Genomic DNA, 25,186 nt, shown 5'->3' with positions numbered 1-25,186 from the left:
AATACAATGAAAATAGTCATTTTAGGCGCAGGCGAAAGCGGCGTAGGCGCCGCCATTCTCGCGCAGCAGAAAGGTTATGAAGTATTTGTGTCCGATATGGGACACATCCAAGATAAATACAAGGCCCAACTCTCAGCCCACAACTTGCGTTGGGAGGAAGGCAAGCATACGCCCGAAGCGATACTCGATGCGGATGAAGTCATCAAGAGTCCCGGCATTCCGGAAACCGCACCGATGGTGCGTGCACTGCGCGAAAAGGGCATTCCCGTAATCAGCGAAATCGAATTTGCCGGTCGCTATACCCAAGCACGCACCATTTGCATCACGGGTAGCAATGGCAAGACGACGACGACGTCACTCATTTATCATATCCTGCAAAAGGCGGGCTATAACGTAGGCCTCGCCGGCAACATCGGACGTAGTTTCGCGCTGCAAGTAGCTGAAGGCGATGTAGATTGGTACGTGATCGAACTCTCTTCTTTTCAACTGGACGATATGTTCCGCTTCCGTGCCGACATTGCCGTTCTGCTGAACATTACGCCCGACCACCTCGATCGCTATGACTTTAAGATGGAGAACTACGTGGCATCAAAGATGCGCATCCTGCAAAACCAGCGCCCGCAAGATACATTTATATATTGGGCCGGCGACGAACACATCCCGACCCAACTCCAACAACTTGCTCCCGCAAGCCGCCTATTGGCTTTTGCCGACGCTCCTGAAGCAGGTGCAGCTGCCTATGCGGAAAATGGTTTGTTGACGATTGATCAGCCCACACCCTTCACGATGGCTCTGAGCGAACTCTCACTGCCCGGCCGCCACAATCTACGCAACAGTATGGCCGCAGCCTTAGCAGCCCAATCAGCGGGCGTAGATGAGGCAACGATCCGCGCCGGCTTGGCCGACTTCCCCGGTGTGCCTCATCGCCTTGAGAAGGTAGCAGATGTGGCCGGCGTACATTATGTTAACGACTCGAAAGCGACCAACGTCGACGCTTGCTATTGTGCGCTTGAAAGTATGCAGACGCCCGTCGTACTCATTTTGGGTGGTACGGACAAGGGCAACGACTATAACGAAATAGCACCACTCGTGCGAGAGAAATGCCGCGCCCTCGTTTTCCTTGGGGCTGACAACAGCAAACTACAAGACTTCTTTGCCAACTTTAATCTCCCGATTAGCGATACGCATAGTATGAAAGATTGCGTAGCAGCTTGCGCCGCAGCAGCCCTACCCGGCGATACGGTTTTGTTGAGTCCGTGTTGTGCCAGCTTCGATCTCTTCCGAAATATGGGCGATCGCGGCGATCAATTTAAGGCACTCGTTCGCGCAATGCAAACCACCGAATAAGCTTGAGTAACAATAATAAAAGTCAATGGCAAAAGTAAGCAATATCTTCAAGGGCGACCGCGTTATCTGGGCCATCTTCTTCTTCCTTTGCGCTATCTCGCTTGTCGAGGTCTTTAGCGCAGCCAGCACGCTGACTTACAAAAGCGGCAGCTTTTGGATGCCTATGTTCAAGCAAGCCCTTTTCTTAGGTTTAGGCACGGCCATCGTCATAGCTTTTCAGATGATCCAGCCGCGTTTCTTTCAAGTCATACCCGTCATTGGCTTACCTATAACGTTGATCTTACTCATCTTTTCCTTTTTCCTCGGTGCCTCGACCAATGATGCCCAGCGCTGGGTCGACGTCGGTTTCATCCAATTCCAACCCTCCGAGTTGGCTAAATGTGTGATGGTTCTGACCACAGCCCTCATTCTATCTCGCCTTCAGCGCGACGATGGAGCCGACCCAAAGGCTATCAAATATATTTTGCTACTCACGGGCTTCATCGAACTCTTTATTTTTACAGAGAACCTCTCGACCGCAGCCTTGCTTTTTGCCGTCATATTCTTAATGATGTACATTGGGCGCGTACCCTTTCGGCAACTGGGTTCATTGCTCGGCGTCTTTGCCATTATTATAGCGCTCATACTCTTAGTCGTGGCCCTCTCGCCCTCATCTACCTCACCGGATGATTCAGGTGTGCTCCACCGCTTCTCCACGTGGAAAGCACGCATCACGAAGCACTTTGGTGATGATAAGCAGCTCGCACCTGAAGACTTTGATATTGATAAGGACGCCCAAGTGGCCCACGCCAATATCGCCATCGCCTCCTCCAATGTCGTAGGTAAATTGCCCGGCAACTCTATTCAGCGCGACTTCCTCAGTCAGGCATATTCCGACTTTATATATGCCATCATCATAGAAGAGCTAGGCATCTGGGGAGGCGCTATTGTTGTTATTCTATATATTTGGCTACTCTTCCGAGCCGGGCGAATAGCGTCGCGTTGTCGAGATATGCAGCGCACGCCAACCCATTCACGCTACTTTTATGCCTTAACAGTAATGGGCGCAGCCTTGATGTTGGTACTCCAAGCCTTATTTAATATGCTCGTGGCCGTAGGCATTGCCCCCGTCACCGGGCAGCCGCTCCCACTCATCAGTCGAGGCGGCACATCAACCTTAATCAACTGTTTCTATATCGGGATCATTCTCAGCATTAGCCGATTGGTCGTGCGCCGTACTAAGGTTAAGACTGCTACCGAAAGGGCTGCTGATCCTAAAGATGCAACTACCAATGAGGAGGAAGCGATTGTAGCCGATGAGGAAATGCAAATCGCAACAGAAAACTGACATTCATAATCTCGGACGTCCTTTGGGGCTGCCATAAACTTATAAAAACTATGCATCTCTTCCAAAAGCTACTCCTCGTTTGTCTGCTTTGCCCCTTACAACTCTTGGCAAAGGAAGACCCACGGGTACGCGTGCGCTTCGAAACTTCTCTCGGTAAATTTACAGTAGAACTGTATAACGAAACGCCGAAGAACCGCGACAACTTTATCTCCTTAGTGCGCAATGGCTATTTCAAACAAACGCTTTTCCATCGTGTGATTCGCGACTTTATGATCCAAGGCGGCGACCCTGATTCGCGCAATGCTGCGCCCGGCCAACGCTTGGGCGAAGGAGGGCCAAGTTATACCATACCCGCAGAGATTTGTTTGCCGCGCTACTTCCACAAACGCGGTGCACTGGCTGCCGCTCGCGAAGGCGACGACGTAAACCCACTGCACGAAGGAAGCGGCTCACAGTTTTATATCGTATGGGGCAAGACCTACTCCAATGAAAAACTGATGGAAATATTCAATGCTTCTTTGCGTAACCCCGCCAAACCAATGCCGATGACGCCCGAGATGATGATGACTTACGAAAAACTGGGCGGAACCCCCTGGTTAGACGGCAATTACACGGTCTTCGGACAAGTTATAAAAGGCTTGGACGTCATTGAGAAAATACAACAAGTCGCCACAGACAAAAACGACCGTCCCCTCACCGATGTCGTAGTGCGGCGCACGTATATTCTCAACCCCAAAGCCTTAAGGCGCCTCGGCCTACATTGATAACAGACGGGCGGTAAAAGGGCTAAATGCACTCTGATAGAGCATCATTACATAAGAGGGCTATGCAACAAATGCATAGCCCTCGATTCTTAGTACAAATTCATTGACCGCCCCCCTTTTTGGAGCACTTTTCTCGCGATCTGACGTTAATTATAAAAAATAACAGCGCAAGAGTTTGTTTCTATGAAAATATTGTCTACTTTTGGAGCTGAAAAAGAAAGCGAACACGCAGTTGCCGTGTAAGCTCTCTCTATTTAGACAGATTATCACAGTGGGGTTAACCCATAAAAAATTGTAACACTTTAAACATTTATCATTATGAAAAAATTACTACTCCTTGCTCTCGTAGCATTCATCGGCATTAATGCACAGGCACAAGGCAAGCCTGAAGTTATTACCGAACAACCGGCCGGCACTGAAACGGTTTACAAACGTGTTAGCGGTAAAATGTTTTTTGTTAAAGATAAGGAGATCAAGATGGCTGATCTTGGAAAATTAATACAGGGCGGTGGTAAACCCGGCGATTTGAAAGTCGTTACTGCTGATGATGGCAAGACTGTTTATTTGAAGTATGTGCTTACTTACCCCTCATTTATCAAGGACGACCAAGCAGGCGGCTGGGTGAAAGGTACTAAGGAAGGAAACAAAATCACTATTCCTGCAGGTCAATACATTATGTATGGCAAATACGAGGACGGTGAATATGGCGCCCGCGTAGGCTATATGGAGTACAAGAACGACAAATTTGAGGTTTCAAATGAGCCTATAACTTTCACGCTTGAAGGCAATACTGCTAAGCTTGATGGCACCTATATGGAAAGTTCTCAAGACAACATAAAATTGAAGATTTTAGGTGGTTATTGGAGCGACAACAATGGCTTCTTCTGCGGCGATGTTGAAACATTATGCTCAACAGATCCGGCAGGTATCGAAAATATTGAAAAAGCTGACAACAAGCAAATTGTAGGTGAAACATACTTCGACCTCTCCGGCCGCAAGCTTTCTGAGGCTGGCAAGGGCATAGTTATCAAGAGCATTAAGTTTGCTGACGGCACAACGAAGACCATAAAGTACATCGGTAAGTAATTAGCGAGAAAACAACAGCAAATTAAAATATAGAATAGGGGCAGCTCCATATAAAGAAGCTGCCCCTATTATTTTGTACAGTTCTTTGCCCTCTACCAAGGGCTAACGCAGCGGGAATACAACTTCTCATTTTCACATAGAGAGGGGCTTTATTAAGGCTATGAGGAAGATTTATTTTTCCTATTTATGAAATAAAACTTTTGCTTATATCGATTTCCTTGTTACTTTTGCACCGCAAAAAGGGGATTTCTATTAAAAGAAGGAAAGCGTCAGTCTTGATGTTGCGGGTCCTCTTTTATGTAGCATGAATCTTAATTACATAATAATGTTATGAAACACGTAAAAATCAAAAAAGGAGCCTTTTATTTAGGCTTAAGTGCTTTATTCTTGTTTTCTTGCTCTAACGATGAGTCAGCTATTAACAAGAGCAACAATGAATTAGAAAATGACAAGGGTGAAGCTATCCTTGCTTTTCCAAGCAAGGATGCCATTTTGCAAGCAGTTAAATCTACGAATATTAGTTCCATACGAACACGAGCAACGAATGCAGCAACAGGAAATGCTATTGAATCTTCACACTTTATATCTTTAACAGATAAAGTGCTCCCTAATGACCCGGTTCTCAATGAAGTCTCAGAAGAAGAAAAAAGGATTATTCTTGAAGAAGGTATGACCTATTATGATATGTATGGCTGTGAAGAATATTTACCTAGTTTAAACTTTGCTCGACTCCTTAATTCTAATAGAGAAATACAATTAAATGACTCTATATATAAAATTACGGAATTTGGAACTTTGACAACAAGCGCGAAGGATAGACTTAAACTTGATGACGCCTATTCTTCTCTCAAAGCCTACTCTCTATCAACGGATAATTCAACACCTAAATTCTCTCTTGCTCCCGGCGTCGTATTTACTCCATACGATAATTATACCCAAGACTCTTCACCAAAGTCTAAAACAACTGCAGAGAATCTACCAACAGAGAGGTTTAAACATTACTCTGCAGAAAGCAAGACTTTCGTCGGAAAAATAATCGGAAAGGTATTAGGCGATAGATCTGTAAAACATGATGAATTTATGAAAAAGCGTCGAGTTAATGGTTCTCTTTATTCTTATAATTACTTAGTATATCACGAGACGGGTTGTTTTGTCTCTATGAGTAAAAAGCGTGGTGGTTTATTCAAATTTATCAACGGGTGGAAGGATATACCAGCAGAAGAATTATTTATGCAGTATAAGGGCCTTGTTCTTGAAATGAATGTAAAGGTACCCACACAAAATCTACCAAAGAACAACTTCCAGCAAGTATTTACATCTTATTCCTATTTTAAAGTACATGGCCTTGACCATACATTTAATAAAACTATTGATATTTGTGGACTTGAGGTTAAGGAGAAAGACTTATATAAGTTAATAGGGCAAGGAACTCAGGAAATATTTAACATTTTACGTTCGTGGTTAAAAGACCCATCTGCTTTGGATAAAACTGAAGGAGGTACTGCAATCAGAATTATAACTCCTGAAAGCGTTTATGTTGTTATTCCCAATGATACATACATTGTAACAAACAAAGAAAAAATGAGAAAAGTCTTTGATTCTGGAGTTTTACTCTATATATCTATTTCTAATGGTGGTACCTGGAAAAATTTCCTCGAAACGATAAGAGGGTATAGAAACATGCCTGTAAAGAAACTTATTGGTGGCGAAGTCTTATTAGCAGGGAAATTAAATAATAAATGGGGAGGCATGTTTATCAAGAAAGAAACTAATTAGAAATAAAAGAATATGAAAAGAATAATCTTTTTTCTACTGTTCATACTCTGTATTGTGTCTGCGCAAGCTCAACACAAATTTCGCTTTGGCTTAGGCTTAAATTATCCCATTCCTATTGAGAAAGGAGGCAACGAATATAATCACGTTAGCATTTATCTTAATGCGAGTTATCGACTGACGGATCGTTTTAACATAGATTTTGGCGTGCATAGTGAAAACTATACGACGAATCACGACGTCTGGTATTTAGATACTTACTCTTTGGCCGTCGTACCCGGTGCAAACTATCTTTTTCCTTTGAAGACGAAAAAAGTGCTACCCTACGTCGGGCTTGGTACCGGAATTTCTTTTGATAGTGTTGGAAATGGTCTTTTTGGCCCCACGATGCGCGTTCATCCGGTATTAGTGCCGAAAGTCGGCATTCAATTCTTCAAGCACTTGGATGTAACGTTCCGCTATTATATTACGCACCCCGACTTCGACCGCTTAATGGTGGGCATTGGCTATACATTCTAAACGCTTGCTTCACACTTGATCTTTGCGGCGTGTATTTTCCTAAGTAAACTGCACACGCAAAAGGCTCATTTAGTGAATATAAATCATAAGAAAAGTCTGTTCCTTACTTAAAAGGGGCAGACTTTTTCAGTTTTCTTGAAGCAATGCTGCGTAAGCGTAAGGCGTATTCTTGATTTCACATACCGACACATCCAAAGCCAAAAGTCAAGGTGAAGCATCGGCAGGCAAAAAACAGGGCCGAAACAGCGCAAAACGCGCCTGATTTTCAAACCATTAAGGAAGCCTAAAACTTTCCTATAAGAGAAGAAAAATTGTCTTATAAGACAATTTTTTCGATCATAGGAGAAAGTTTTTCCGATCACCTAAGAGAATTTTTGCGATCTCCTATGAAAGTTTAAGCACGCTCCTAAGCTCATTTTTCGAGGCTACGTGCAGGCGAAAAATGATGCGCTATGAGGCTTGCCGGACAAGGCGCATTGCCGTCCTAATCCTGCATGCTGATGCCATAATCTCCTACTTTTCAAAGAGACGAAACTATGATTGTCTTATTTTAAATAAGACAAACTACCGATCTCTGCTTGAAGGGCTAAATTCTTGCTTAAGTTTCTACTTTTGCGGGCGGACTGCAATAAGCCTTTTCGGGCTATATCTGAAAAGCCTTTTAATAAAGAGCCTAAGCTGCTTAGCTTTCTTCCGCATATTGGTAATGACCCATAAACAAAAACTAAAAGCTTGATAAAAATTGCGTATTAGAGGCTCGGTTTTGATATACGCCGCTTAATAAAGAAGCCTTTGCAGCCTATATGATGACATAAGAAGAGGTATGTGCACATTCGTGAAACGGAAGTAAGGCCTTGGCCAAATCAAATTAAGAGTAATGTTTCAAGCTGTTTTTTTGCCAAAGATCAACCATAAATGATCGACAAGCAGTATCTTTGCAGCGTGTTACAACTAAACTTAGTATAAAATGACGCAAGAAAAATTTTTATCGATTCTCGGCTGGGTCGCTACGGCAACAGCCATGGCTATGTATATTTCTTATATTCCGCAGATTGGCTCTAATCTCTCCGGACATAAAGGCGATTGGCTCCAACCTATGGTGGCAGGCATCAACTGCGTGCTGTGGGTGGGGTATGGTTTCTTTCGTAAGAAAAAGGATTGGCCGATCGTTATAGCTAACTTCCCCGGCGTGGTGTGTGGCTTCATGGCCTCTTTCACGGCTTTATAAGGCGCATCATCGGCTTGATAACGAACGAACTACTAAGCAAATAGACAAATATCCTGACAGGATAAGTTATCTAAAAAGGCCTCAGGAGAAGGCAAAACATCTCCTGAGGCCTTTTTTATGTATCAGCAAGGTAATGAGCGGTTGCGTGGCTGCTCGCAAAATGCAGCATCTTTCTCTTCCGTGTGTTTAGTTACCTTATAAGGTCCTTTTGCTTTAATCCAAAAATAAGCTTAACAATGAAACGAATACTTTATCTCCTATTGATCTTTTCGGCTTCGCTTCCGACATATTCACAAATGCTCTTCTCCGAAAATCTTACCATGAATATAGACAGCACCAAAAGTATACAAGGGACATTATTGCCCGTGCTGGATTTCAAAACCGAAAAGAAGAATATACTTACTTTCAAAAATACGGCTAACCTGAACCTGCTGATAAAGCGCAAACGGGTAATCAATTTCATAAACAAGCTTGAGTTTTCTACCTATGGCAAGAAAGTGACGGTAAGCGGAGGATATGTACACTCCGAATATCGCTACTTGTTGGATAAGGCTTTTGAGGTTTATCCTTATGCCGAGTCGCAATGGGCCGGTAGTAAAGGTCTGAAATATAAGGTTTCTACGGGTTTGCAATCGCGTTATCGGTTGATCAATACAGATCATTGCTTGATGTTTGCCGCTGTAGGCTTCTTTTTCGAATTCGAAAAGTGGGAGAATCCTAATCCCGGTCCATCAACAGGGATGTATGCTTACAGCCGTAGCCTAAAAAGTCACCTTTCTCTTAGTTTCAGGCATCAGTTGGGGGATCATTGGGAAATTACGACGACGGCTATTCACCAAGGAAAACCGGATAGTTATTTGAAAAAAGCTCGTTTTGGCGGGGCTCTCGACCTGAAATACAACATCACACCGACAATAGGCTTACGCGGAGCCTATCGTATCATTTACGACACATCTCCGATTGTACCCGTACGGAAAGATTTTGATTCCGTTGATGTCGGTCTTGATATTTCATTTTAAGCAAATATCAAAAAAAGAAGGCAACCTTAAAATACAACTTGATAATGGCCTGTATGTAAGGTTGCCGCTTTTCAATGTTATACCATAAAAACAGCTACGAGGCTGACGGATAACGAGCGCCTCGTAGCTGCTGATGATTTCTCATCTTTTGGTTTTGCTTTTAACGCATAGCCCGGAGACAATGAAAGTTCTCGCTTTTGCTATGCGCTAAACGTATGTTTTAATTAAGTTTTACGACGCGGAAACCGGCATCGTCAAAGCGACTGTTGTATTCGCTACCGCCGCGATAAGCGCTGCGACATTGCAAAGCACGCTTTGTCCAGCTACCACCGCGCAAGATGCGATACGTTCCGTTTGCAGGCCCTTTCGGATCGGTCTGCTCGGCTTTCGAATATTCTTCGTACCAATCGGCACACCATTCCTGCACATTGCCGTGCATATCATACAAGCCCCAAGCATTAGGTTGACCTACCGACCCAACGGGTACGGTTTGCTGGCGATAAAGCCCCTGCTCGTGGTTGTTATAAGGATAAGTGCCGTCGTAATTAGCATCATCCGTCGTCAAGTTGTCGCCGGTATTGAACGGTGTAGTGCTGCCGGCACGGCAAGCATACTCCCACTCGGCTTCAGTAGGCAAGCGGCAACCGGTCCATTCGCAGAAGGCAACGGCATCTTCCCAACTTACGTCGATAACCGGGCGATTTTCGCGGCCCCAACCGTAATCATCAGGCTTTTGGCGGCCCGTTGCTTCGCAAAACTTATCAAATTGCTCGAATGTAACGGGATATTTGCTCATATAAAAGTCCTTCGTCAGCGTGACCTTATGTTGTATTTCGCCCGCTTCTCGCTGCGGCTCGGTCGTAGGGCTTCCCATTACGAAAGAGCCGGCCTGAATTTTCACAAACTCAATACCAATATCTTTCGGGTCTACCGTGCCGGCACCGGATTTGAAGAACTTAATGTCCTGCACCTTTTCTGTGGCGATCGTGTCCTTCGTGCCATCTGCACGCTTCACGACCATCTTCCAATTTTGTGCGCAAACATTTGCGGCTGCTACTAAAGCAACCGTAGCACAGAGTAAAAGTCTCTTTTTCATAAATTCGAAATTTACAAGGATATAAAGTCAGTTGCGCTGCCCAAGGGTTTAGGCGGTTGAGCAGTGCGGTCTGATTTTTATTTCTTCAGCCACTTAAAGGAGCGCTGCCCTGCGGTGATGACGTAAACGCCGGCCGGCTGGTCACGCAAATCAAGCTGTGCACGTCCTTCCTTATCTGTGATGACCTTTGCCACTTTGCGGCCATTGCTCGTGAAGACGGTAATCTTCGTGCCGGCAGGATACTGCGTGAAGATGGCTAAACCTTGCACGAAGTTGGTTTCTCCTTGCGACTTGTTTTGATCTACAACTTTACCAATGCCCGTTACGTCGCGCTCTTCAAAATGATAGTCTTTAAGGTCTTTCAGCGAGAAATTGAGTTGCTGCTTGTCATAAACGACCGCTAAGCTATCTGCAAAATACATCAACTTAGGACTTCCCTCTAAGAAGAATACGTTTTCGCCGCCCGCTTGCATTTTAACAACGAGGCAAGGCTGCTTGTCTGCGTCAGCCTGCATAGGATTTTTGAGGCTTGATGCACTGGCTACGCTCGACGCACCACTCAAGAGGCCGGCAGCCAAGATAAATAGGAGTTTTCTTTTGGCTTTCATGTAATGAATGAATTATAATGGTTTAAAAAATCTCATTTCGAGAAACGGCAAAATCATTTGCAGCCTTGCAAATATATATATAAATTGCTACGGAAACAAGCAAACGGATTGATTTTATCGTCATCAAGCCTCAACAAGTGCCTATTGAGGCTCGCTAGCACCGATCTGCGCCGCTTTTCGCAGCTTCAGTCGCGCGCTTCTCATTGTTTGCCTCATCGTTGGTCACCATCGGTCGAGTGCGGCTGAGGCACATCTTCTTCAGTAGTCGGCAGGCTTGGAAACAACAAACAACAAGTCTTCCGCATGGCAGCAGGACTTGTTGTCAGCAAGGCTTAGGGCTACTTCACGTGCGCCCTTATGGCTAATAAGTAAAAGCAAACTGAGGCTTGCTCAATCGAAGCGGCGGGTAAAAGAAAGGGCTTTGATGCGCTTATTGCCTTTGCCAAAATAGACCACAAAGTTGGCTCTCTTCTGCCGCAACGAGTGCTTTGTTGTGAGTATTACTTTATAGCGTACGCCTTGACCGGGAGCGAGCGAAGAGATATGAACCGCAGGGGAAATGCGCACTTGCGGATTGTCGCAGACAAGGATGGGAAGTACATTTTGCAGCGTATCGCTCCCATTATTATATATGTCCATCGTCAAAGGCAAGGGATGCTCGGGTGAGAGCGCTACTTCCGTTGTCGAATCGGCTATTTGCACATTCTTCACATCTAATGCAGTCCACTCGGAATAGGCATATGCCTGTCTCGAAGAGGAACTACGACCGGCACGGCCTACTTTTGCGCGGTCGTAAGTATAGCCGTCTTCCTCTTGGTCTGCTGAGGCGCAATTGCCATCACGTGATTTTTTCTGCACAGTAGATGCACCGACAGCGGCGCCCGTTATGCCCCCGATAATTGACCCTAAGTCGGAACCGCGCGGCCCACCTATAACTTCGCCGACTGCAGAGCCAAGCACGCTACCCAGCAAACTACCGCCGGCCATGGCACTTCCTCTGTCCGAGCAAGCGCTTAACAGTAGGGCGGCAGAAAGGAAAATGGGCAATCCACGCTTCATAATTATATACTCCTATATATATACAAACATCGCGCGCCACAGGTTTTTTACCTGAGGGCGTGCGACGCTTTCATTATTTTACGGTAATCACCAAATACTTACTCACACTCCAGAAGCGATCCGGATTCGTAATACGCAAGACATATTGCCCTTGCGCATCGCGCTCGAGCGAATAAGAATCTGCAGGGTGCGAAGTGTTCAGCTGTGCACTCTTGGAATAGAGGCGAATCGTCTTCGTCACGCGATAGTCTATGCGCGTAAAATAGTCGCGGTTAAAGTCTTTCGATTTCAAGACATCGCCGTGCGCCAGAATGCGTTGCTCGCGAAGTTCTTTCTTCGTGCCGAACACGTAATAAGCCGTGTAGAGCTGCTGATCCTGCGCGGCAATGGTCTGCGCTTTCTGCTCATTGCTGCTTGAAAGCGAGTTGACGCTATTATTCAAGGAAGTGATCTGCTCATCTTGCTCGGCTATCTTGATGTCCTTTTCAGCCAGTTGCGCCCGAAGCTTATCAATCTCCTTCGTCTTCTCTTCCAACTGCGCTTGAAACTTCTTCACCATTTGCGAAAGCGTAGACTTCAATCGCGAATTAGCCCCCGTAGATGAGCGAAGCTGATCCTGCAAATTGGCTATTAACGCTCGGTTCAACTTCATCTTGTCCTGAATGAGGTGCATATTGTCTGCTATGGCCTGCCTATTAGAGTTTTCTCCGTGTTGCGCCTGCATCGTAACAATGTTTTCTGCCTCATTGATCTGACGGAAGCCTTCTTGAATCTGTTCGACGGTTCCCATTAAATCGTTCGATTCGTTTTGCGCCTCTTTCAAAGCGTTTTTGAGCGAATCAATCTGCTGAGCCGTAGCTTCCACGGCTTCTTCTTTCTGCTTTTTCGTATTGCAACTGAAGAGCAAAGCAGCAGCTGCAACGACTAACAACGCTTTTTTCATAATCTTATTCTTTTTAATGTGTGGAAGCCTCCACCTCCTTTGATTTCTTTCTATTTAATCCCTCAACGATAATGACAAATTCGCCGCGGGGAGCTGTCGTCTTAAAGTGCGCCGCAAGCTCTTCAAGCGTCCCTCGAAGCGTTTCTTCGTGCAGTTTGGAGATTTCTCTCGACACTGACGCACGTCGATCGCCGCCAAAGGCCTCTGCTAATTCGTCTAAAGTCTTCACGACGCGATAAGGCGATTCGTAAAAGATCATCGTGCGCGGTTCTTCGCAGAGTTGGTGAATGCGCGTCTGTCGACCTTTCTTCTGCGGCAGGAAACCCTCAAAGGTAAAACGCTCACAAGGCAATCCGCTATCGACCAAAGCCGGCACGAAAGCCGTAGCACCCGGCAAGCAAATCACGGTTACACCTTCGGCAGCGCAAGCCCGCACGAGCATAAAACCCGGATCAGAGATACCCGGCGTGCCGGCGTCTGTCACGAGCGCCATCTCCTCACCTGCAGCCATTCGCTTGGCAAAAGCTTCAGCCGTTTGATGTTCATTGAATTTATGATGTGCGCAGAGCGAATTGCGTATCTCGTAATGCTGAAGCAAGATGCCCGTCGTGCGAGTGTCCTCGGCCAGGATTAAATCCACCTCTTTCAACACGCGTAGCGCGCGCATCGTGATGTCTTCTAAATTGCCTACGGGAGTAGGCACTAAATACAAACAGCCCATTTGGAGGCAAATTTATAGAAATATCGGGGTGAAAGCAAACAATAAACCGTCCGATTAGACATTTTTGAAAATTCTTCATACATTTGAGGGCTCTAAAAAGCAAACAATACAAGTTTATGATGAAAAAGGAAATTACTTTCGACCGCTTTATCCGCGGCGCTTTAGTCGTAGGCGGACTGATTCTTGCGGGCTATATCATCTCGTATCTAAGCACCGTCTTGCTGCCTTTCTTCGTAGCGTGTGCCGTGGCTTATCTGCTGTTTCCAATCGTGCGTTTCTTGCAGTATAAATGCAAATTAAAGAATAGAATACTAAGCATCTTTGTTGCCCTCGCACTACTCTTGGGCACACTGACAGCCTTAGCTTATATTATCGTACCGCCTTTCTTAGATGAGTTCAGCCATATCAAAGAAGTTGCCATCAATTTCTTGAAAGATCCGAAGATGCAAGAGAAAGTCATCCCCCCTCATGTGCTTCATTTCATTCAAGAGCGAATCAGCGCGGCACGCATAGAGCAGCTGCTTTCCTCAAAGGACGTGCAAGAGGCCGCCCAGAAAATACTGCCTAAAGCTTGGGACGTCATTTGGTCTACGGCGGGCGTTATTCTCAACATCTTAGCCTCACTGATCGGTCTACTCTATCTCTTCTTCCTCTTAAAAGACTATGAACGCTATGCTTATGGCTGGATCAACTTCGTTCCGCACAGTCGGCGCGAGATAGCCCGACAGTTAGTAGGCGACATTAAACAAGGAATGGATGGCTACTTCCGCGGCCAAGCACTCGTTGCTTTGAGCAATTGCATTATGTTTTCCGTCGGCTTTTGGATTATAGACTTTCCTATCCCGGTCGGCTTAGGCTGCTTTATCGGGCTCATCAGTTTTGTACCTTATTTGCAAGTCGTCGGTTTCATTCCCGCTTTGTTCTTAGCCCTCCTGCGCGCGGCCGATACGGGACAAAGTTTTTGGCTGCTCTTCGGAGGGGTATGCTTGGTTTACATCGTCGTGCAAGTGTTGCAAGACACCATTGTCACGCCGCACGTTATGGGCAAGATTATGGGACTATCTCCGGCCGTGATTCTCCTTTCCCTCTCTGTCTGGGGCTACATCTTAGGCATCGTCGGCCTGATCATTGCTTTGCCTGTCACGACATTGATGATCTCCTACTACCGCCGCTATGTTATCGGTCCGGAGGAAGAGGCCGTCGAAGATGAACCCGAAGCGCCGATCGAAGAGGAAGTGCAAGATCCGGCTTAAATAGAGTGACAAATACAAGCACACACGGGGCAAACTGATTTTAACGGTTTCCCGTGTGTGCTTGTTTATATCTTACGTAGTACAACTTCGACACCTCATTTTTCCAAAAGCACTTCGACAGGTCTTAACACACGCTACCACACGATCCGGGCAAGCGAGGCGCAAGTTCTCCCCTCTTCCTTAATTTGCCATAGCTCTCATTTGTAGTTATGTCCTTATATTTTGACCCTTCGTTAAGACCAAACAGACCCAACTACTTCCTTTTTACCACTCACCCCTAAGTATCGCGCCGCCCTTTAGCTCTGTCGGCCGCGGGAGTGCTTATGTTTTATTGCCCCAACAAGGGGAGAAAAGAATTCCAATAAGGAGGAAAAAAATTCCGAATAGGGGAAATAAAGTTCCTATATGTAGGAAATTTTGTCTCAACAAGTGGGGCAATCAAAAGGCTACGCAGCGCGCGCAAAATAGGCTTAAGACAAGCTCGCGCGGCAGCATCTACTTGTAATGTCCTAGAATTAGTTGACAACTTTGGTTCTTAATTTCATTCTTCTTTGACAAGTTTATTTGCTAAGTTCAAATACGCTTGTCGTTGCTTTGTGCGGCCTGTGTGCGACAAGGGTCATATGTAACGAAGAAGACGGCCGCGGCGCCCCTCCGCCGTCTCTTAACTGTTTCTAAATGCACTGGGTGTGACGCCCGCCAAGCGCTTAAAATACTTATTGAAAAAACTCGGGTTAGAAAAATTAAGCTTTTCAGCGATGTGCGCAATGGGCAGATTACTGTGCTTGAGCATTACTTTCGCCTCAGTTATAACAGCACGATCTATCCATTCTTTGGCATAGACGCCGCTTTCTTGCTGCACTACACGACTGAGATAAGGTTGCGTGATGCACAATTGAGCGGCATAGAAGGCGAGGTTGTGCTGATAACTGCCATACTTATTGACAAGCAAAATAAAACGATCAAAGAGTTGACGCGTGTGTGAACGGCGACTCTGTTGCTTACCAACCTGCTTTTCATAGATCTCACTGAAAACGTGGGCCAATGCCGCTATAAGGTGATGCACCACGCTGCGGTTATATTCCCCCTCAGCAAACGTGAGCGTAAGCGTTTGAATAAGTGCATTTATCTTTTCTCCGGCAGCCTGATTTATGGGGGTAATGAAATCGCGCACCTGTCCATTGAAAGTTGCCGGCGGACAAGCGGAAAAGATTTCGTTGAACAAGGCAGGATCGACAAAGACGCCCTGCACTTCGCTATCCGGCGCAATGCTTTGAAGTTGAAAAATAGAGTTATCGCCGATGAATACGGCAGCGGGAGCCTCTACGTGGTAACTCATCAAATTGATCATCACATCGGCCTCCCCAGCCATCAGCACCCCCAGTCGGACGCCGGGCAGGCGATAAGGAATCTGCACCTCAACGGCCTTGCCAAAAAGGTTGCGCCCTCGGCTCAACAAGGCAACGCCATCGGCCAAGATGGGCAACTGTCTATTGTCTACGGTTTCGCTCAGGCGATCTCTTATCTGCTCGATGGTAAGCGTCTCAGGCTTCTTATCGTTCATCGCGTGGGTATTATTTCGACCACAAAGATAAATGAAGAGAAGGCTATTTGCGCGCTTTTTCCCCACATTTGTGTAGCGTAAGACCATTTTATAGCCATAAAAGATAATGCGGCCTACTTACATCTGCCTTACCTTTGCAACAGAAAAAACGAGCGAACGATGAAAACTCTCTTATTGATGGCGATGATGCTAACGGGCCGGGCGATGAGTTGCTGCGCGCAACTTACGCTGGAAGCGTGTCAGCAGATGGCCAAGCAAAACTATCCTTTGATAAAGCGCTATGATTTGATACGCCGATCGGCGGCCTATAATGTGAGCAACATAAAGAAAGCTTGGTTGCCACAAGTGCAGGCTTCGGCGCAAGCAACAGTGCAGAACCGAACGACGCAACTTCCCGACAAACTCTCATCGATACTGGCACAAAGCGGTCAAACTTACGAGGGGATAGGCAAGGAGCAATATCGCCTGCAAGTGGAAATCAGCCAGACGCTTTGGGACGGCGGGCGAATCAGTCGACAAGCAGAAGTGGAAAAGCGCAAGGCAGAAGTGGAAGAGGCGCAAACTGATATAAATCTCTATGCCTTACGCCGCCGTGTGAGCGACTTATTCTTCTCGCAACTGCTGCTTGACGAACGCATACGCCTCAACGCGCAACTGCAGGCAATGCTGCAAAGCAACGAAGAAAAACTCCGAGCAATGCTGCAACGCGGCGTAGCTATGCAAAGTGACGTAGACCGACTCCGCGCCGAACGACTCCGCGCTATACAAGCAGGCGACGAACTCACTGCAGCGCGGCACGCCGTAAGTCGTATGCTCGCGCTGTTCTGCGGCGTAGAGCAGGCCGATAGTTTGGTGAAGCCCTCTTCGGAAATCGATACCGATCCTAAGACCAACGAGCGGCCCGAATTGCAACTCATCGACTGCCGCTTGCGTTTAGCAGATGCGCAGCAGCAGTTTCTCAAAAGCCGCCTGCTGCCCGTCTTGAGCATATTTGCCCAAGGCTATTACGGGCGCCCCGGCTACAATCTCTTTGAAGATATGCAGCGCCGCCGACTCTCGTTTAATGCGCTTGCCGGTGCGCGCCTCTCGTGGAGCCTAAGCAGTTTATACACGCGCCGCAACGATTTGCACCAATTGGGCGTGCAGCGCGAAGAGGCGGAAAATGCGCGTGAACTTTTCCTCCTTAACAATCAAATGGAGGAGGCTCAGCAGCAAGCACACATTGCGGGGCGACGCAAAGTAATGCAAGCCGACGACGAAATCGTCAGTCTGCGCCAATCCATAAGACGAGCCACGGAAGCACAACTAACACACGGCACAATCGATGCTGACCAACTCTTGCAAGAAATCACGAAAGAAAACGAAGCTTGCATCACGCGCGCCGTGCACGAGCTTGAACTACTACAAAGTATATACGAACTGAAAATCATCAAAGGTGCTTTCTGAAAAGAGAGTGAAATAAACGAAAACGCTGCACCTACAAAGCGCTTAAAACGACGAGACATGAAAAAGACTGTAATAGCTATCGCCGCATTCACCCTGCTGGTAAGTGCCTGCGGCAACAAGGAAAAAGAGTTTGACGCTACGGGTATCTTTGAAGCGACAGAAGTAACCGTCTCCGCTGAAGCCACAGGGCGACTTATGACTTTCGACATAAGCGAAGGCAAACTTGTAGAGGCGCATCAACAAGTGGGGCTTATAGATACTGTTCAACTCCAACTTAAAGCACGGCAGATTGGCGCCACGCGAGAAAGTTTTGCCGAACAACGCCCCGACATCAGCGCACAAATTGCCGCTACGCGCCAACAGTTGTCAAAAGCAGAATTGGAGCAGAAGCGCACGGCGGCTCTCTTTGCAGACGGAGCGGCAACACGAAAACAAACAGACGATGCAAGCAATGCCGTGCGGGTTCTACAAAGCCAACTGAACGCACAAATCTCAGCACTTTCAAATAGTACGCGCAGCCTAAACAGTCAGGTAAGTGGCGCTGAAATACAACGACTCCAAGTACTTGATCAATTAAAGAAGTGTCACATCACATCCCCGATTGCGGGCACTGTATTAGAAAAGTACGCCGAGCAAGGCGAGTTTGCCACGATAGGAAAGCCTCTTTTCAAAGTAGCCGACACGCGCCATATGTTTATAAGAGCCTACATCACGTCACGTCAACTGGCGCAAGTAAAGTTAGGACAACGCGTAAAAGTATTCAGCAACTATGGCAGCGACACGCGCCGCAGTTATTCCGGCACGGTGACGTGGATCTCGCCCAACGCTGAGTTTACGCCCAAGTCGATTCTCACTGACGATGAGCGGGCAGACATTGTCTATGCCGTGAAGATTGCCGTGATCAACGACGGCTATCTTAAGATGGGTATGTATGGAGAGGTAAAACTATGAATGCGATTGAGGTAAAGCACATATCGAAACGCTACGGAGCAACTGTGGCCTTGGACGATTGCTCTTTCAACGTACCAAAAGGTGCGCTTTACGGACTTATCGGTCCTGACGGAACGGGAAAAACCACGATGTTTCGCATCTTGGCCACCTTACTTTTACCCGATTCCGGCACAGCAACCATCGACGGCTACGATACGGTAAACGATATGCAAACCATCCGCCGGCATTTAGGTTATATGCCGGGGCGCTTCAGCCTCTACCAAGACCTCACCGTAGAAGAAAATCTGCGCTTTTTCGCTACGCTTTTCGGAACGACCATCGAAGAAGGTTACGACGATATTAAAGACATTTACGGACAGATAGAGCGCTTCAAAGATCGCCGTGCAGGCGCGCTGTCGGGAGGTATGAAGCAGAAACTGGCTTTAAGTTGCGCACTGATTCATCGCCCAAGCGTATTATTATTAGATGAGCCTACAACGGGCGTTGACCCCGTCTCGCGTATCGACTTTTGGGATACGCTGGCCACCTTAAAGCGCCGAGGCATTACAATGTTAGTATCAACGCCCTACGAAGATGAAATAAAGAAGTGCGATGAAATTATCTTAACGCGCCCCACAACAACACCTGCGCCCGACTTTATTACAACTACTTCTACCTATATAAAGGAACAGGAAACAGAGGCTGCAACAAAAGAGGCGACGGACGTCAATGTAATCTCCGTCAATCATCTCGTGAAAGCTTTCGGCTCTTTCCGCGCCGTCGACGACATTTCATTTACGGTCCGACGCGGTGAGATCTTCGGTTTCCTGGGCGCTAACGGAGCCGGTAAAACTACGGCCATGCGCATTCTTTCAGGGCTGAGTCGGCCCACGTCCGGCACGGCTATCGTCGGCGGCTATGATGTGCGCACACAATATGAAGAGATTAAACGCCACATTGGTTATATGAGTCAGAAGTTTTCGCTTTACGAAGATATGACCGTGCGCGAGAACATTCGTCTCTTCGGCGGCATCTATGGTATGCGCGACCAAGCTATTCGCCGCAAAACTGATGAATTGCTCGACAAACTCGACATCGCGCAATATGCTGACCGATTAGTGGCCTCGCTGCCCTTAGGCTTTAAGCAGAAACTGGCTTTCTCCGTCAGCATTTTCCACTCGCCTGAAGTGGTCTTCTTAGACGAACCTACGGGCGGCGTTGACGGAACTACGCGGCGGCAGTTTTGGCAACTCATTTACCAAGCGGCGGCAAAAGGCATCACAATCTTTGTCACCACCCACTATATGGACGAGGCGGAATATTGCGACCGCATTTCGATTATGGTAGATGGAAAGATACGCGCATTGGGCACGCCCGACGAACTGAAAAGCAGATTTGAAAAAGAGACGCTGGGGGAGGTTTTTACGCTCCTTGCGCGCCGCGCAGAAAGAAAAGAAACATAAGGCGGAGGAATAAGAATGAAAATGTTTATAGCCTTTGTGGGAAAAGAGATTCGGCACATCTTGCGCGATCGACGCACGATGCTTATCCTCTTCGGTATGCCGCTCATTATGATGCTGCTCTTTGGCTTTGCCATTTCTACCGACGTAAAAGACGTGCGCTTGGTCGCTGTGACAACGCCTGCCGATCACCTCACGCAACGTATGCTCGCTCGACTCGATGCTTCAGAATACTTTATCCTGACGCATACGGCGCAGACAACCGCTGAAGCGGAGCAACTCATTCGCAACGGACAGGCTGACATAGCCATCGTCTTCTCGCCGCGCTTTGCAGATCGTTTGCCCAAAGGTCAGGGCCAAGTACAACTAATCCTTGATGGGGCTGACCCGAATCAAGCGTCTATGCAAGGGGCATACGCTACGCAGATCCTTCAAGCGGGTATGGCGGAAGCAACGTCAGCGGCCCACGTCCCACAATCCACAGAAATCATCACACGATTACTTTACAACCCGCAAATGAAAAGCGCCTACAACTTTGTGCCCGGTATTATGGGCTTATTGCTGCTGCTCATCTGCGCGATGATGACTTCTGTAAGCATTGTTCGTGAGAAAGAGCGCGGCACGATGGAGGTTTTGCTCGTCTCGCCCATCCGCCCGCTGCTGATCCTTATCGCCAAAGCCGTGCCCTACTTCTTATTATCTATCATCATCTTGCTTTTCATTCTCGGTATCTCCAACTTTGTGCTGAAAGTTCCCGTTGCCGGCAATCTTCTCGCCATCCTCACGCTCTGCCTGCTTTATATTTTTCTTGCCCTCTGCCTTGGCTTGCTCATCAGTGTCGTGGCAAAGACTCAGCTACAAGCTTTGCTTATCTCCGGTATGCTGATGCTGATGCCCAACTTGCTACTTTCGGGCATGATCTACCCTATCGAAAGTATGCCCCTCCCCTTGCAATGGTTCTCGGCCATTATTCCGGCGCGCTGGTTCATTGCCGCCATTCGCAAACTGATGGTTATGGGTGTCGGCTTGCAAATGGTGGGGCGCGAACTCCTAATCCTTACGGCTATGAGTCTGTTAATTCTTGGCATTGCACTGAAAAAGTTTAAGACCCGACTGGAATAACTCTCTTTTTACCTTCTCCCAAATGATGTTCCGCTACCTCCTTCAGAAAGAATGGATACAAATACGTCGCAATACCTTCGTCCTGCGACTCATCATCTTGTTTCCCATAATGATTATGGGCATTGCTCCGTGGATTACCAGTATGGAAGTGCGCAACATCGGTGTATCTATAGTTGATCACGACCAGTCAAGCCTTTCTCGGCAATTGATTCAGCGCGTAGAAGCCTCTACTTATTTCAATTTTTGCGGTACGGCACCCTCCTACAATCACGCCCTGCAAGCCTTAGAACAAGGAAAGACCGACATTATTATAGTTGTCCCGCGCCATTACGCTCATGACCTCACGCTCGGCAAGCCCACCCGCGTACTCATTGCAGCCAATGCGGTCAATGGCACTAAAGGCGGCATCGGCGCCGCTTATCTCTCCAACATCATCGCTGCAACCGGCCTCTCCGGACGCCCATCACCCACGCCTACACTAAAGCCTCTCTTCGTGCAACGCCTTTACAACCGCCACGAGAGTTATAAAGTCAATATGATTCCTGCCCTTATGGCAATGATAATGATTATGATTTGCGGTTTTCTACCGGCGCTCAACATCGTAGGTGAGAAAGAAGCCGGAACAATTGAGCAAATCAATGTCACGCCCGTCCGTAAGTGGCTTTTTATCCTTGCCAAACTCATTCCTTACTGGGTGATTGCACTCATCGACTTCAGCATTTGCCTGCTACTCTCTTGGCTTCTTTATGGCATCACACCGGTCGGCAGCATCGCGCTGCTGTTCGTCTTCGCCATCGCGTTGGCTATCGTCTTTAGTAGCATTGGATTGATCATCTCTAATTACAGTGATTCGCTCCAGCAGGCTATGCTTGTGATGTGGTTTGCGCTGGTTTGTATGATGCTCCTCAGCGGACTCTTTACGCCGGTGCGCAGTATGCCTGATTGGGCACAGATCCTCACCTACGCCAATCCCGTTCGCCACTATATGGACGCAGCGCGCACAATCTTTATCCGCGGCTCGGCTTTCTCAGGCGTTGTTCTTCAATTTTCTATCCTTGCAGCTATGGGCATCATCTTGGCCTCATTGGCCGTGAAAAGCTATAAGAAGAACGAATGAGTCGCACAGTTTAAGCGTTTGTTAGCAGCAATACGAAAGCAAAACAAAGAATAAGAGAACTTATACTTCCTCAAATAAATCTTAATGTTTACCTTCGCGCACCTAAACAAACTCTATCGAAACACTATGAGAAATATTCTCGCAGCTCTCTTGCTCCTATGCACTTTAGGAGCAGGGGCGCAAACTACGGAACAAATCAATAAAGACTTCAAAGCGCGCTATAAAGCCACGCCGTGTGCATTGCCCGCACAAGCCTTGCAGCAAGCTAAGAGCGAAGAGGCACGCCAAGCCCTCAAGTTCCTATATACTTATATGTATTGGCCCGACGTGGTCGACTACGAGCCAAGTTTCTTCGTCCGGCAAACGGAAGCCGCTTTGCGTGCTCGGCGCGAAATGCCTTGGGGCCAACGCGTACCGCAGCGCGAGTGGCAACATTTCGTCCTGCCCGTACGCGTGAACAACGAAGCCTTGGATAGTTTCCGCACGACTTGCTATGAAGCCCTGAAAGCACGCGTTGCCGGTTTATCAATGTACGATGCCATCTTAGCCGTCAACCATTGGTGCCACGAATATGTCACCTACAAGCCCTCCGACGGCCGCACCAGTTCGCCCCTGGCTTCTATGCGAACGGCAACGGGGCGTTGCGGCGAGGAGTCGACGTTTACGGTAGCCGCTTTGCGCGCAGTCGGCATTCCGGCGCGCCAAGTTTATACGCCGCGATGGGCGCATACGGACGACAACCACGCGTGGGTTGAAGCTTGGGCCGATGGCCGGTGGTACTTCCTCGGCGCTTGCGAGCCGGCCGCCCGACTTAACGTAGCCTGGTTCAACCGTCCGGCTTCGCGCGGCATACTTATGAACACGACGGTGCTCGGAAAATACGACGGGCCTGAAGAAGTTTTAGAGCGCCATCCCAATCGGACAACCATTAACGTGACGGAAAATTACGCACCTACGGCTACAACAAACGTTACTATCGTCGACGAGCAAGGACGCCCCGTCAAGGGCGCAAGCGTGCAGTTCCGACTTTACAATTACGCTGAATTTTACGTCCTCAAAGCTATGCAAACAGCCGCCGACGGCAAGGCTTCGCTCCTCTCCGGTTTGGGCGACCTGATCGTATGGGCCACTTACAACGGCCGCTATGGCTTTGCCAAAGTCCACGCCGGCGAAAAGGCGACGATAAAGTTGGATCGTAAAGCCGGCGACCGCTATGCTGTGGATCTCAACATTATACCGCCCGCAGGCACGGATACGCTTCCAGCCGTGAGCATCGCGGCGCAGCGTCTTTGCAACGAGCGCTTGGCTCGCGAAGACAGTATTCGTATGGCCTATGTTCATACTTTCCCCGACTCTGCAGCGTCAGCCGAATTCTGCCGGACCAACAATTACGACTTTAAGCGCCTGCGCCCGCTCATCGAGAAAAGCAAGGGCAATTGGCAGGTACTCTTCAGTCTGCTGCGCACACCGAATATCGATCGCGAACTCACCTTGCGCGTCTTGGAAACACTGACAGAAAAAGATCTGCGCGACTTTGACAGCTCCGTTATCTTGGCCCACATTCAAGCGCTTGCGGACACAAAAGATTATGATCCGATGATCATCCGTCCTCGCGTGTGGAACGAGCAACTCTCCCCTTGGCGCGCTTATCTGCGCAAGGCTTTCACGCCGAAGCAGCAGGCTGATTTCCGGCGCCAACCAGCCTTGCTGGTCGACTATATCCGAAAAAACATTCGTGAAGATAAGACCGACTATCCGCAACGTAGCACGCAGCGGCCCGAAACGGCTTTTGCTTACCGACTGGCCAACGACTTCAATCGCGGTCTGCTCTTCGTGGCCGCAGCGCGAAGTTTAGGAATACCCGCACGCCTCGATGAAGTGACGATGAAGTTCCAATATTTTGACCACGATTGGCGCGATACGCCCTTCTGCCGCACCGAACAGCAGACAAACAAGCCGCAATCGCGTTTAAGCATCGACTACGTTCCGCAGCAATTTCGCGAAAATCCGGGCTATTATTCGCAGTTTACGATTAGCAAACTCGAAGATGGAGCGCCCGTACTGATGAATTATGACGAAGAAGCTACGTGGAAAAACGACTTTGAAAAGGGAACGCGCATCGACAACGGAGATTACCTCCTCGTGAGCGGCACACGCTTGGCCAGCGGTAGTGTTTTGGCGCGCTTATCAGCCTTTTCGCTTACCCACGATACGGCCGTCGTCCTCTCGCTCCGCGAAGATCCGGAAGAAGTGAGCGTTATCGGCAACTTTAATGCCGAAAACCACTATTACGATACGCAGGAAAAGGCCGAAAAAGGCTTGATTGCAACGACCGGCCGCGGCTATTACATCTTAGGATTGCTAAAAGCCAACAACGAGCCCAGCACCCACATCCTCCACGACATTGAAGCGCAACGCGAAACGCTCGAAGCTTGGGGGCGCGAACTGATTATGCTCTTCCCGACGCAGGAAGAATACGACGTATTTATGAAACGCCGCGGCGAATTTCCCAATCTGCCGCGCAACCTGCGCTTCGGCGTCGACACGCAAGGCGAAAGCCGTACAGACATATTCAATAGTCAACTGACGAAGACGCAGGAATTACCAATCATTATCATTGCCGACACCTTCAACCGCGTAGTTTTCTTCAGTCAAGGCTATACGATCGGTATCGGCGACCAACTGAAGCGCGTCATTGGCAAGATTTAATCAGCCTAAGCGGCCCTTCTCTTCGCCGGTTTAAGAGCATTTACTCACGATGAGCGGCTTATAGCTTCACCGAGTTCCTCTTTTTGCGGCCCATC

At 47.9% G+C, this 25,186-nt stretch carries 21 protein-coding genes; 15 read left to right on the top strand and 6 right to left on the bottom strand.

Annotation, left to right across the window (positions count from 1 at the left end; genetic code table 11):
* The first annotated feature begins 6 nt into the window (after positions 1-6).
* The 8 genes from murD to GCWU000325_RS09450 all read left to right on the top strand — a co-directional run bounded on the left by murD (position 7) and on the right by GCWU000325_RS09450 (position 9,063).
* The gene (gene murD / locus GCWU000325_RS09485; RefSeq protein ID WP_006256344.1) at positions 7-1,347 is read left to right on the top strand and encodes a UDP-N-acetylmuramoyl-L-alanine--D-glutamate ligase; all 1,341 of its coding nucleotides are present in this window, start codon (positions 7-9) and stop codon (positions 1,345-1,347) included.
* A 25-nt stretch (positions 1,348-1,372) separates the two neighbouring features.
* Positions 1,373-2,674, top strand: a complete 1,302-nt coding sequence (locus GCWU000325_RS09480) for an FtsW/RodA/SpoVE family cell cycle protein (RefSeq protein ID WP_006256340.1) — start codon at positions 1,373-1,375, stop codon at positions 2,672-2,674.
* Between the two features lie 50 nt (positions 2,675-2,724).
* Positions 2,725-3,438 carry a peptidylprolyl isomerase gene (locus GCWU000325_RS09475; protein ID WP_006256339.1) on the top strand — a complete coding sequence of 238 codons (714 nt, stop codon included), beginning with the start codon at positions 2,725-2,727 and terminating at the stop codon, positions 3,436-3,438.
* A gap of 318 nt (positions 3,439-3,756) precedes the next feature.
* On the top strand, positions 3,757-4,524 hold the full coding sequence (locus GCWU000325_RS09470) for a hypothetical protein (RefSeq protein ID WP_006256338.1): 768 nt from the start codon (positions 3,757-3,759) through the stop codon (positions 4,522-4,524).
* A 330-nt stretch (positions 4,525-4,854) separates the two neighbouring features.
* Positions 4,855-6,300 carry a hypothetical protein gene (locus GCWU000325_RS09465; RefSeq protein ID WP_006256337.1) on the top strand — a complete coding sequence of 482 codons (1,446 nt, stop codon included), beginning with the start codon at positions 4,855-4,857 and terminating at the stop codon, positions 6,298-6,300.
* A 12-nt stretch (positions 6,301-6,312) separates the two neighbouring features.
* The gene (locus tag GCWU000325_RS09460) at positions 6,313-6,816 is read left to right on the top strand and encodes an outer membrane beta-barrel protein (RefSeq protein WP_006256336.1); all 504 of its coding nucleotides are present in this window, start codon (positions 6,313-6,315) and stop codon (positions 6,814-6,816) included.
* A 967-nt stretch (positions 6,817-7,783) separates the two neighbouring features.
* Positions 7,784-8,044, top strand: a complete 261-nt coding sequence (locus GCWU000325_RS09455; RefSeq protein ID WP_006256333.1) for a membrane protein — start codon at positions 7,784-7,786, stop codon at positions 8,042-8,044.
* 236 nt (positions 8,045-8,280) lie between these two features.
* A complete protein-coding gene (locus GCWU000325_RS09450) occupies positions 8,281-9,063 on the top strand; it encodes a DUF481 domain-containing protein (RefSeq protein ID WP_040599613.1) in 783 nt (260 codons plus the stop codon).
* A gap of 220 nt (positions 9,064-9,283) precedes the next feature.
* Here GCWU000325_RS09450 and GCWU000325_RS09445 read toward each other — a convergent pair whose 3' ends face one another.
* From GCWU000325_RS09445 to rsmI, 5 genes are all read right to left on the bottom strand, one after another.
* A complete protein-coding gene (locus GCWU000325_RS09445; protein ID WP_006256331.1) occupies positions 9,284-10,159 on the bottom strand; it encodes a formylglycine-generating enzyme family protein in 876 nt (291 codons plus the stop codon).
* Between the two features lie 77 nt (positions 10,160-10,236).
* Entirely contained in the window at positions 10,237-10,767 is a 531-nt protein-coding gene (locus GCWU000325_RS09440; protein ID WP_006256330.1) for an Ig-like domain-containing protein, read from the bottom strand.
* A 390-nt stretch (positions 10,768-11,157) separates the two neighbouring features.
* Positions 11,158-11,826: a glycine zipper domain-containing protein gene (locus GCWU000325_RS09435; RefSeq protein WP_006256328.1), complete on the bottom strand. Its 669-nt coding sequence runs from the start codon at positions 11,824-11,826 to the stop codon at positions 11,158-11,160.
* A 73-nt stretch (positions 11,827-11,899) separates the two neighbouring features.
* Entirely contained in the window at positions 11,900-12,769 is an 870-nt protein-coding gene (locus tag GCWU000325_RS09430) for a Cbp1 family collagen-binding glycoprotein adhesin (protein ID WP_006256327.1), read from the bottom strand.
* A 13-nt stretch (positions 12,770-12,782) separates the two neighbouring features.
* Positions 12,783-13,490, bottom strand: coding sequence for a 16S rRNA (cytidine(1402)-2'-O)-methyltransferase (rsmI, locus tag GCWU000325_RS09425; RefSeq protein WP_006256326.1), 708 nt, complete (start codon positions 13,488-13,490; stop codon positions 12,783-12,785).
* A 116-nt stretch (positions 13,491-13,606) separates the two neighbouring features.
* On the opposite strand from rsmI, the gene GCWU000325_RS09420 reads away from it, so the two are divergent.
* A complete protein-coding gene (locus GCWU000325_RS09420) occupies positions 13,607-14,743 on the top strand; it encodes an AI-2E family transporter (RefSeq protein WP_006256325.1) in 1,137 nt (378 codons plus the stop codon).
* 664 nt (positions 14,744-15,407) lie between these two features.
* Here GCWU000325_RS09420 and GCWU000325_RS09415 read toward each other — a convergent pair.
* Entirely contained in the window at positions 15,408-16,307 is a 900-nt protein-coding gene (locus GCWU000325_RS09415) for a helix-turn-helix domain-containing protein (RefSeq protein WP_040599611.1), read from the bottom strand.
* A gap of 159 nt (positions 16,308-16,466) precedes the next feature.
* On the opposite strand from GCWU000325_RS09415, the gene GCWU000325_RS09410 reads away from it, so the two are divergent.
* The 6 genes from GCWU000325_RS09410 (at position 16,467) to GCWU000325_RS09385 (ending at position 25,091) form a co-directional block, all read left to right on the top strand.
* Positions 16,467-17,753 (top strand): TolC family protein, encoded by a 1,287-nt coding sequence (locus GCWU000325_RS09410; RefSeq protein ID WP_006256320.1) that lies wholly within the window; start codon positions 16,467-16,469, stop codon positions 17,751-17,753.
* 57 nt (positions 17,754-17,810) lie between these two features.
* Positions 17,811-18,704 (top strand): HlyD family secretion protein, encoded by an 894-nt coding sequence (locus GCWU000325_RS09405; protein WP_006256319.1) that lies wholly within the window; start codon positions 17,811-17,813, stop codon positions 18,702-18,704.
* Positions 18,701-20,146, top strand: coding sequence for an ATP-binding cassette domain-containing protein (locus GCWU000325_RS09400; RefSeq protein ID WP_006256318.1), 1,446 nt, complete (start codon positions 18,701-18,703; stop codon positions 20,144-20,146). Before GCWU000325_RS09405 ends, GCWU000325_RS09400 begins: the two co-directional genes overlap by 4 nt.
* Positions 20,147-20,161: 15 nt before the next feature.
* Positions 20,162-21,265 (top strand): ABC transporter permease, encoded by a 1,104-nt coding sequence (locus GCWU000325_RS09395; protein WP_006256317.1) that lies wholly within the window; start codon positions 20,162-20,164, stop codon positions 21,263-21,265.
* A 22-nt stretch (positions 21,266-21,287) separates the two neighbouring features.
* Positions 21,288-22,382 (top strand): ABC transporter permease, encoded by a 1,095-nt coding sequence (locus GCWU000325_RS09390; RefSeq protein WP_006256316.1) that lies wholly within the window; start codon positions 21,288-21,290, stop codon positions 22,380-22,382.
* Positions 22,383-22,508: 126 nt separating this feature from the next.
* The gene (locus GCWU000325_RS09385; protein ID WP_040599609.1) at positions 22,509-25,091 is read left to right on the top strand and encodes a transglutaminase domain-containing protein; all 2,583 of its coding nucleotides are present in this window, start codon (positions 22,509-22,511) and stop codon (positions 25,089-25,091) included.
* Positions 25,092-25,186 lie beyond the last annotated feature (95 nt).

The sequence above is a fragment of the Alloprevotella tannerae ATCC 51259 genome, from assembly GCF_000159995.1.
Classification (GTDB): domain Bacteria; phylum Bacteroidota; class Bacteroidia; order Bacteroidales; family Bacteroidaceae; genus Alloprevotella; species Alloprevotella tannerae.
Note: the sequence above shows the minus strand (reverse complement) of the source record. Positions and strands in the feature narration are given on the sequence as shown.

What these genes read in the sequence shown, in the direction of transcription:
- GCWU000325_RS09440 (WP_006256330.1), bottom strand. Translation starts at nt 10,767, where the DNA reads ATGAAAGCCAAAAGAAAACTCCTATTTATCTTGGCTGCCGGCCTCTTG.
- GCWU000325_RS09410 (WP_006256320.1), top strand. Translation starts at nt 16,467, where the DNA reads ATGAAAACTCTCTTATTGATGGCGATGATGCTAACGGGCCGGGCGATG.
- GCWU000325_RS09385 (WP_040599609.1), top strand. Translation starts at nt 22,509, where the DNA reads ATGAGAAATATTCTCGCAGCTCTCTTGCTCCTATGCACTTTAGGAGCA.
- GCWU000325_RS09445 (WP_006256331.1), bottom strand. Translation starts at nt 10,159, where the DNA reads ATGAAAAAGAGACTTTTACTCTGTGCTACGGTTGCTTTAGTAGCAGCC.
- GCWU000325_RS09455 (WP_006256333.1), top strand. Translation starts at nt 7,784, where the DNA reads ATGACGCAAGAAAAATTTTTATCGATTCTCGGCTGGGTCGCTACGGCA.
- GCWU000325_RS09420 (WP_006256325.1), top strand. Translation starts at nt 13,607, where the DNA reads ATGATGAAAAAGGAAATTACTTTCGACCGCTTTATCCGCGGCGCTTTA.
- GCWU000325_RS09470 (WP_006256338.1), top strand. Translation starts at nt 3,757, where the DNA reads ATGAAAAAATTACTACTCCTTGCTCTCGTAGCATTCATCGGCATTAAT.
- rsmI (WP_006256326.1), bottom strand. Translation starts at nt 13,490, where the DNA reads ATGGGCTGTTTGTATTTAGTGCCTACTCCCGTAGGCAATTTAGAAGAC.
- GCWU000325_RS09460 (WP_006256336.1), top strand. Translation starts at nt 6,313, where the DNA reads ATGAAAAGAATAATCTTTTTTCTACTGTTCATACTCTGTATTGTGTCT.
- GCWU000325_RS09435 (WP_006256328.1), bottom strand. Translation starts at nt 11,826, where the DNA reads ATGAAGCGTGGATTGCCCATTTTCCTTTCTGCCGCCCTACTGTTAAGC.
- GCWU000325_RS09400 (WP_006256318.1), top strand. Translation starts at nt 18,701, where the DNA reads ATGAATGCGATTGAGGTAAAGCACATATCGAAACGCTACGGAGCAACT.
- GCWU000325_RS09390 (WP_006256316.1), top strand. Translation starts at nt 21,288, where the DNA reads ATGATGTTCCGCTACCTCCTTCAGAAAGAATGGATACAAATACGTCGC.
- murD (WP_006256344.1), top strand. Translation starts at nt 7, where the DNA reads ATGAAAATAGTCATTTTAGGCGCAGGCGAAAGCGGCGTAGGCGCCGCC.
- GCWU000325_RS09450 (WP_040599613.1), top strand. Translation starts at nt 8,281, where the DNA reads ATGAAACGAATACTTTATCTCCTATTGATCTTTTCGGCTTCGCTTCCG.
- GCWU000325_RS09465 (WP_006256337.1), top strand. Translation starts at nt 4,855, where the DNA reads ATGAAACACGTAAAAATCAAAAAAGGAGCCTTTTATTTAGGCTTAAGT.
- GCWU000325_RS09480 (WP_006256340.1), top strand. Translation starts at nt 1,373, where the DNA reads ATGGCAAAAGTAAGCAATATCTTCAAGGGCGACCGCGTTATCTGGGCC.
- GCWU000325_RS09405 (WP_006256319.1), top strand. Translation starts at nt 17,811, where the DNA reads ATGAAAAAGACTGTAATAGCTATCGCCGCATTCACCCTGCTGGTAAGT.
- GCWU000325_RS09475 (WP_006256339.1), top strand. Translation starts at nt 2,725, where the DNA reads ATGCATCTCTTCCAAAAGCTACTCCTCGTTTGTCTGCTTTGCCCCTTA.
- GCWU000325_RS09430 (WP_006256327.1), bottom strand. Translation starts at nt 12,769, where the DNA reads ATGAAAAAAGCGTTGTTAGTCGTTGCAGCTGCTGCTTTGCTCTTCAGT.
- GCWU000325_RS09415 (WP_040599611.1), bottom strand. Translation starts at nt 16,307, where the DNA reads ATGAACGATAAGAAGCCTGAGACGCTTACCATCGAGCAGATAAGAGAT.
- GCWU000325_RS09395 (WP_006256317.1), top strand. Translation starts at nt 20,162, where the DNA reads ATGAAAATGTTTATAGCCTTTGTGGGAAAAGAGATTCGGCACATCTTG.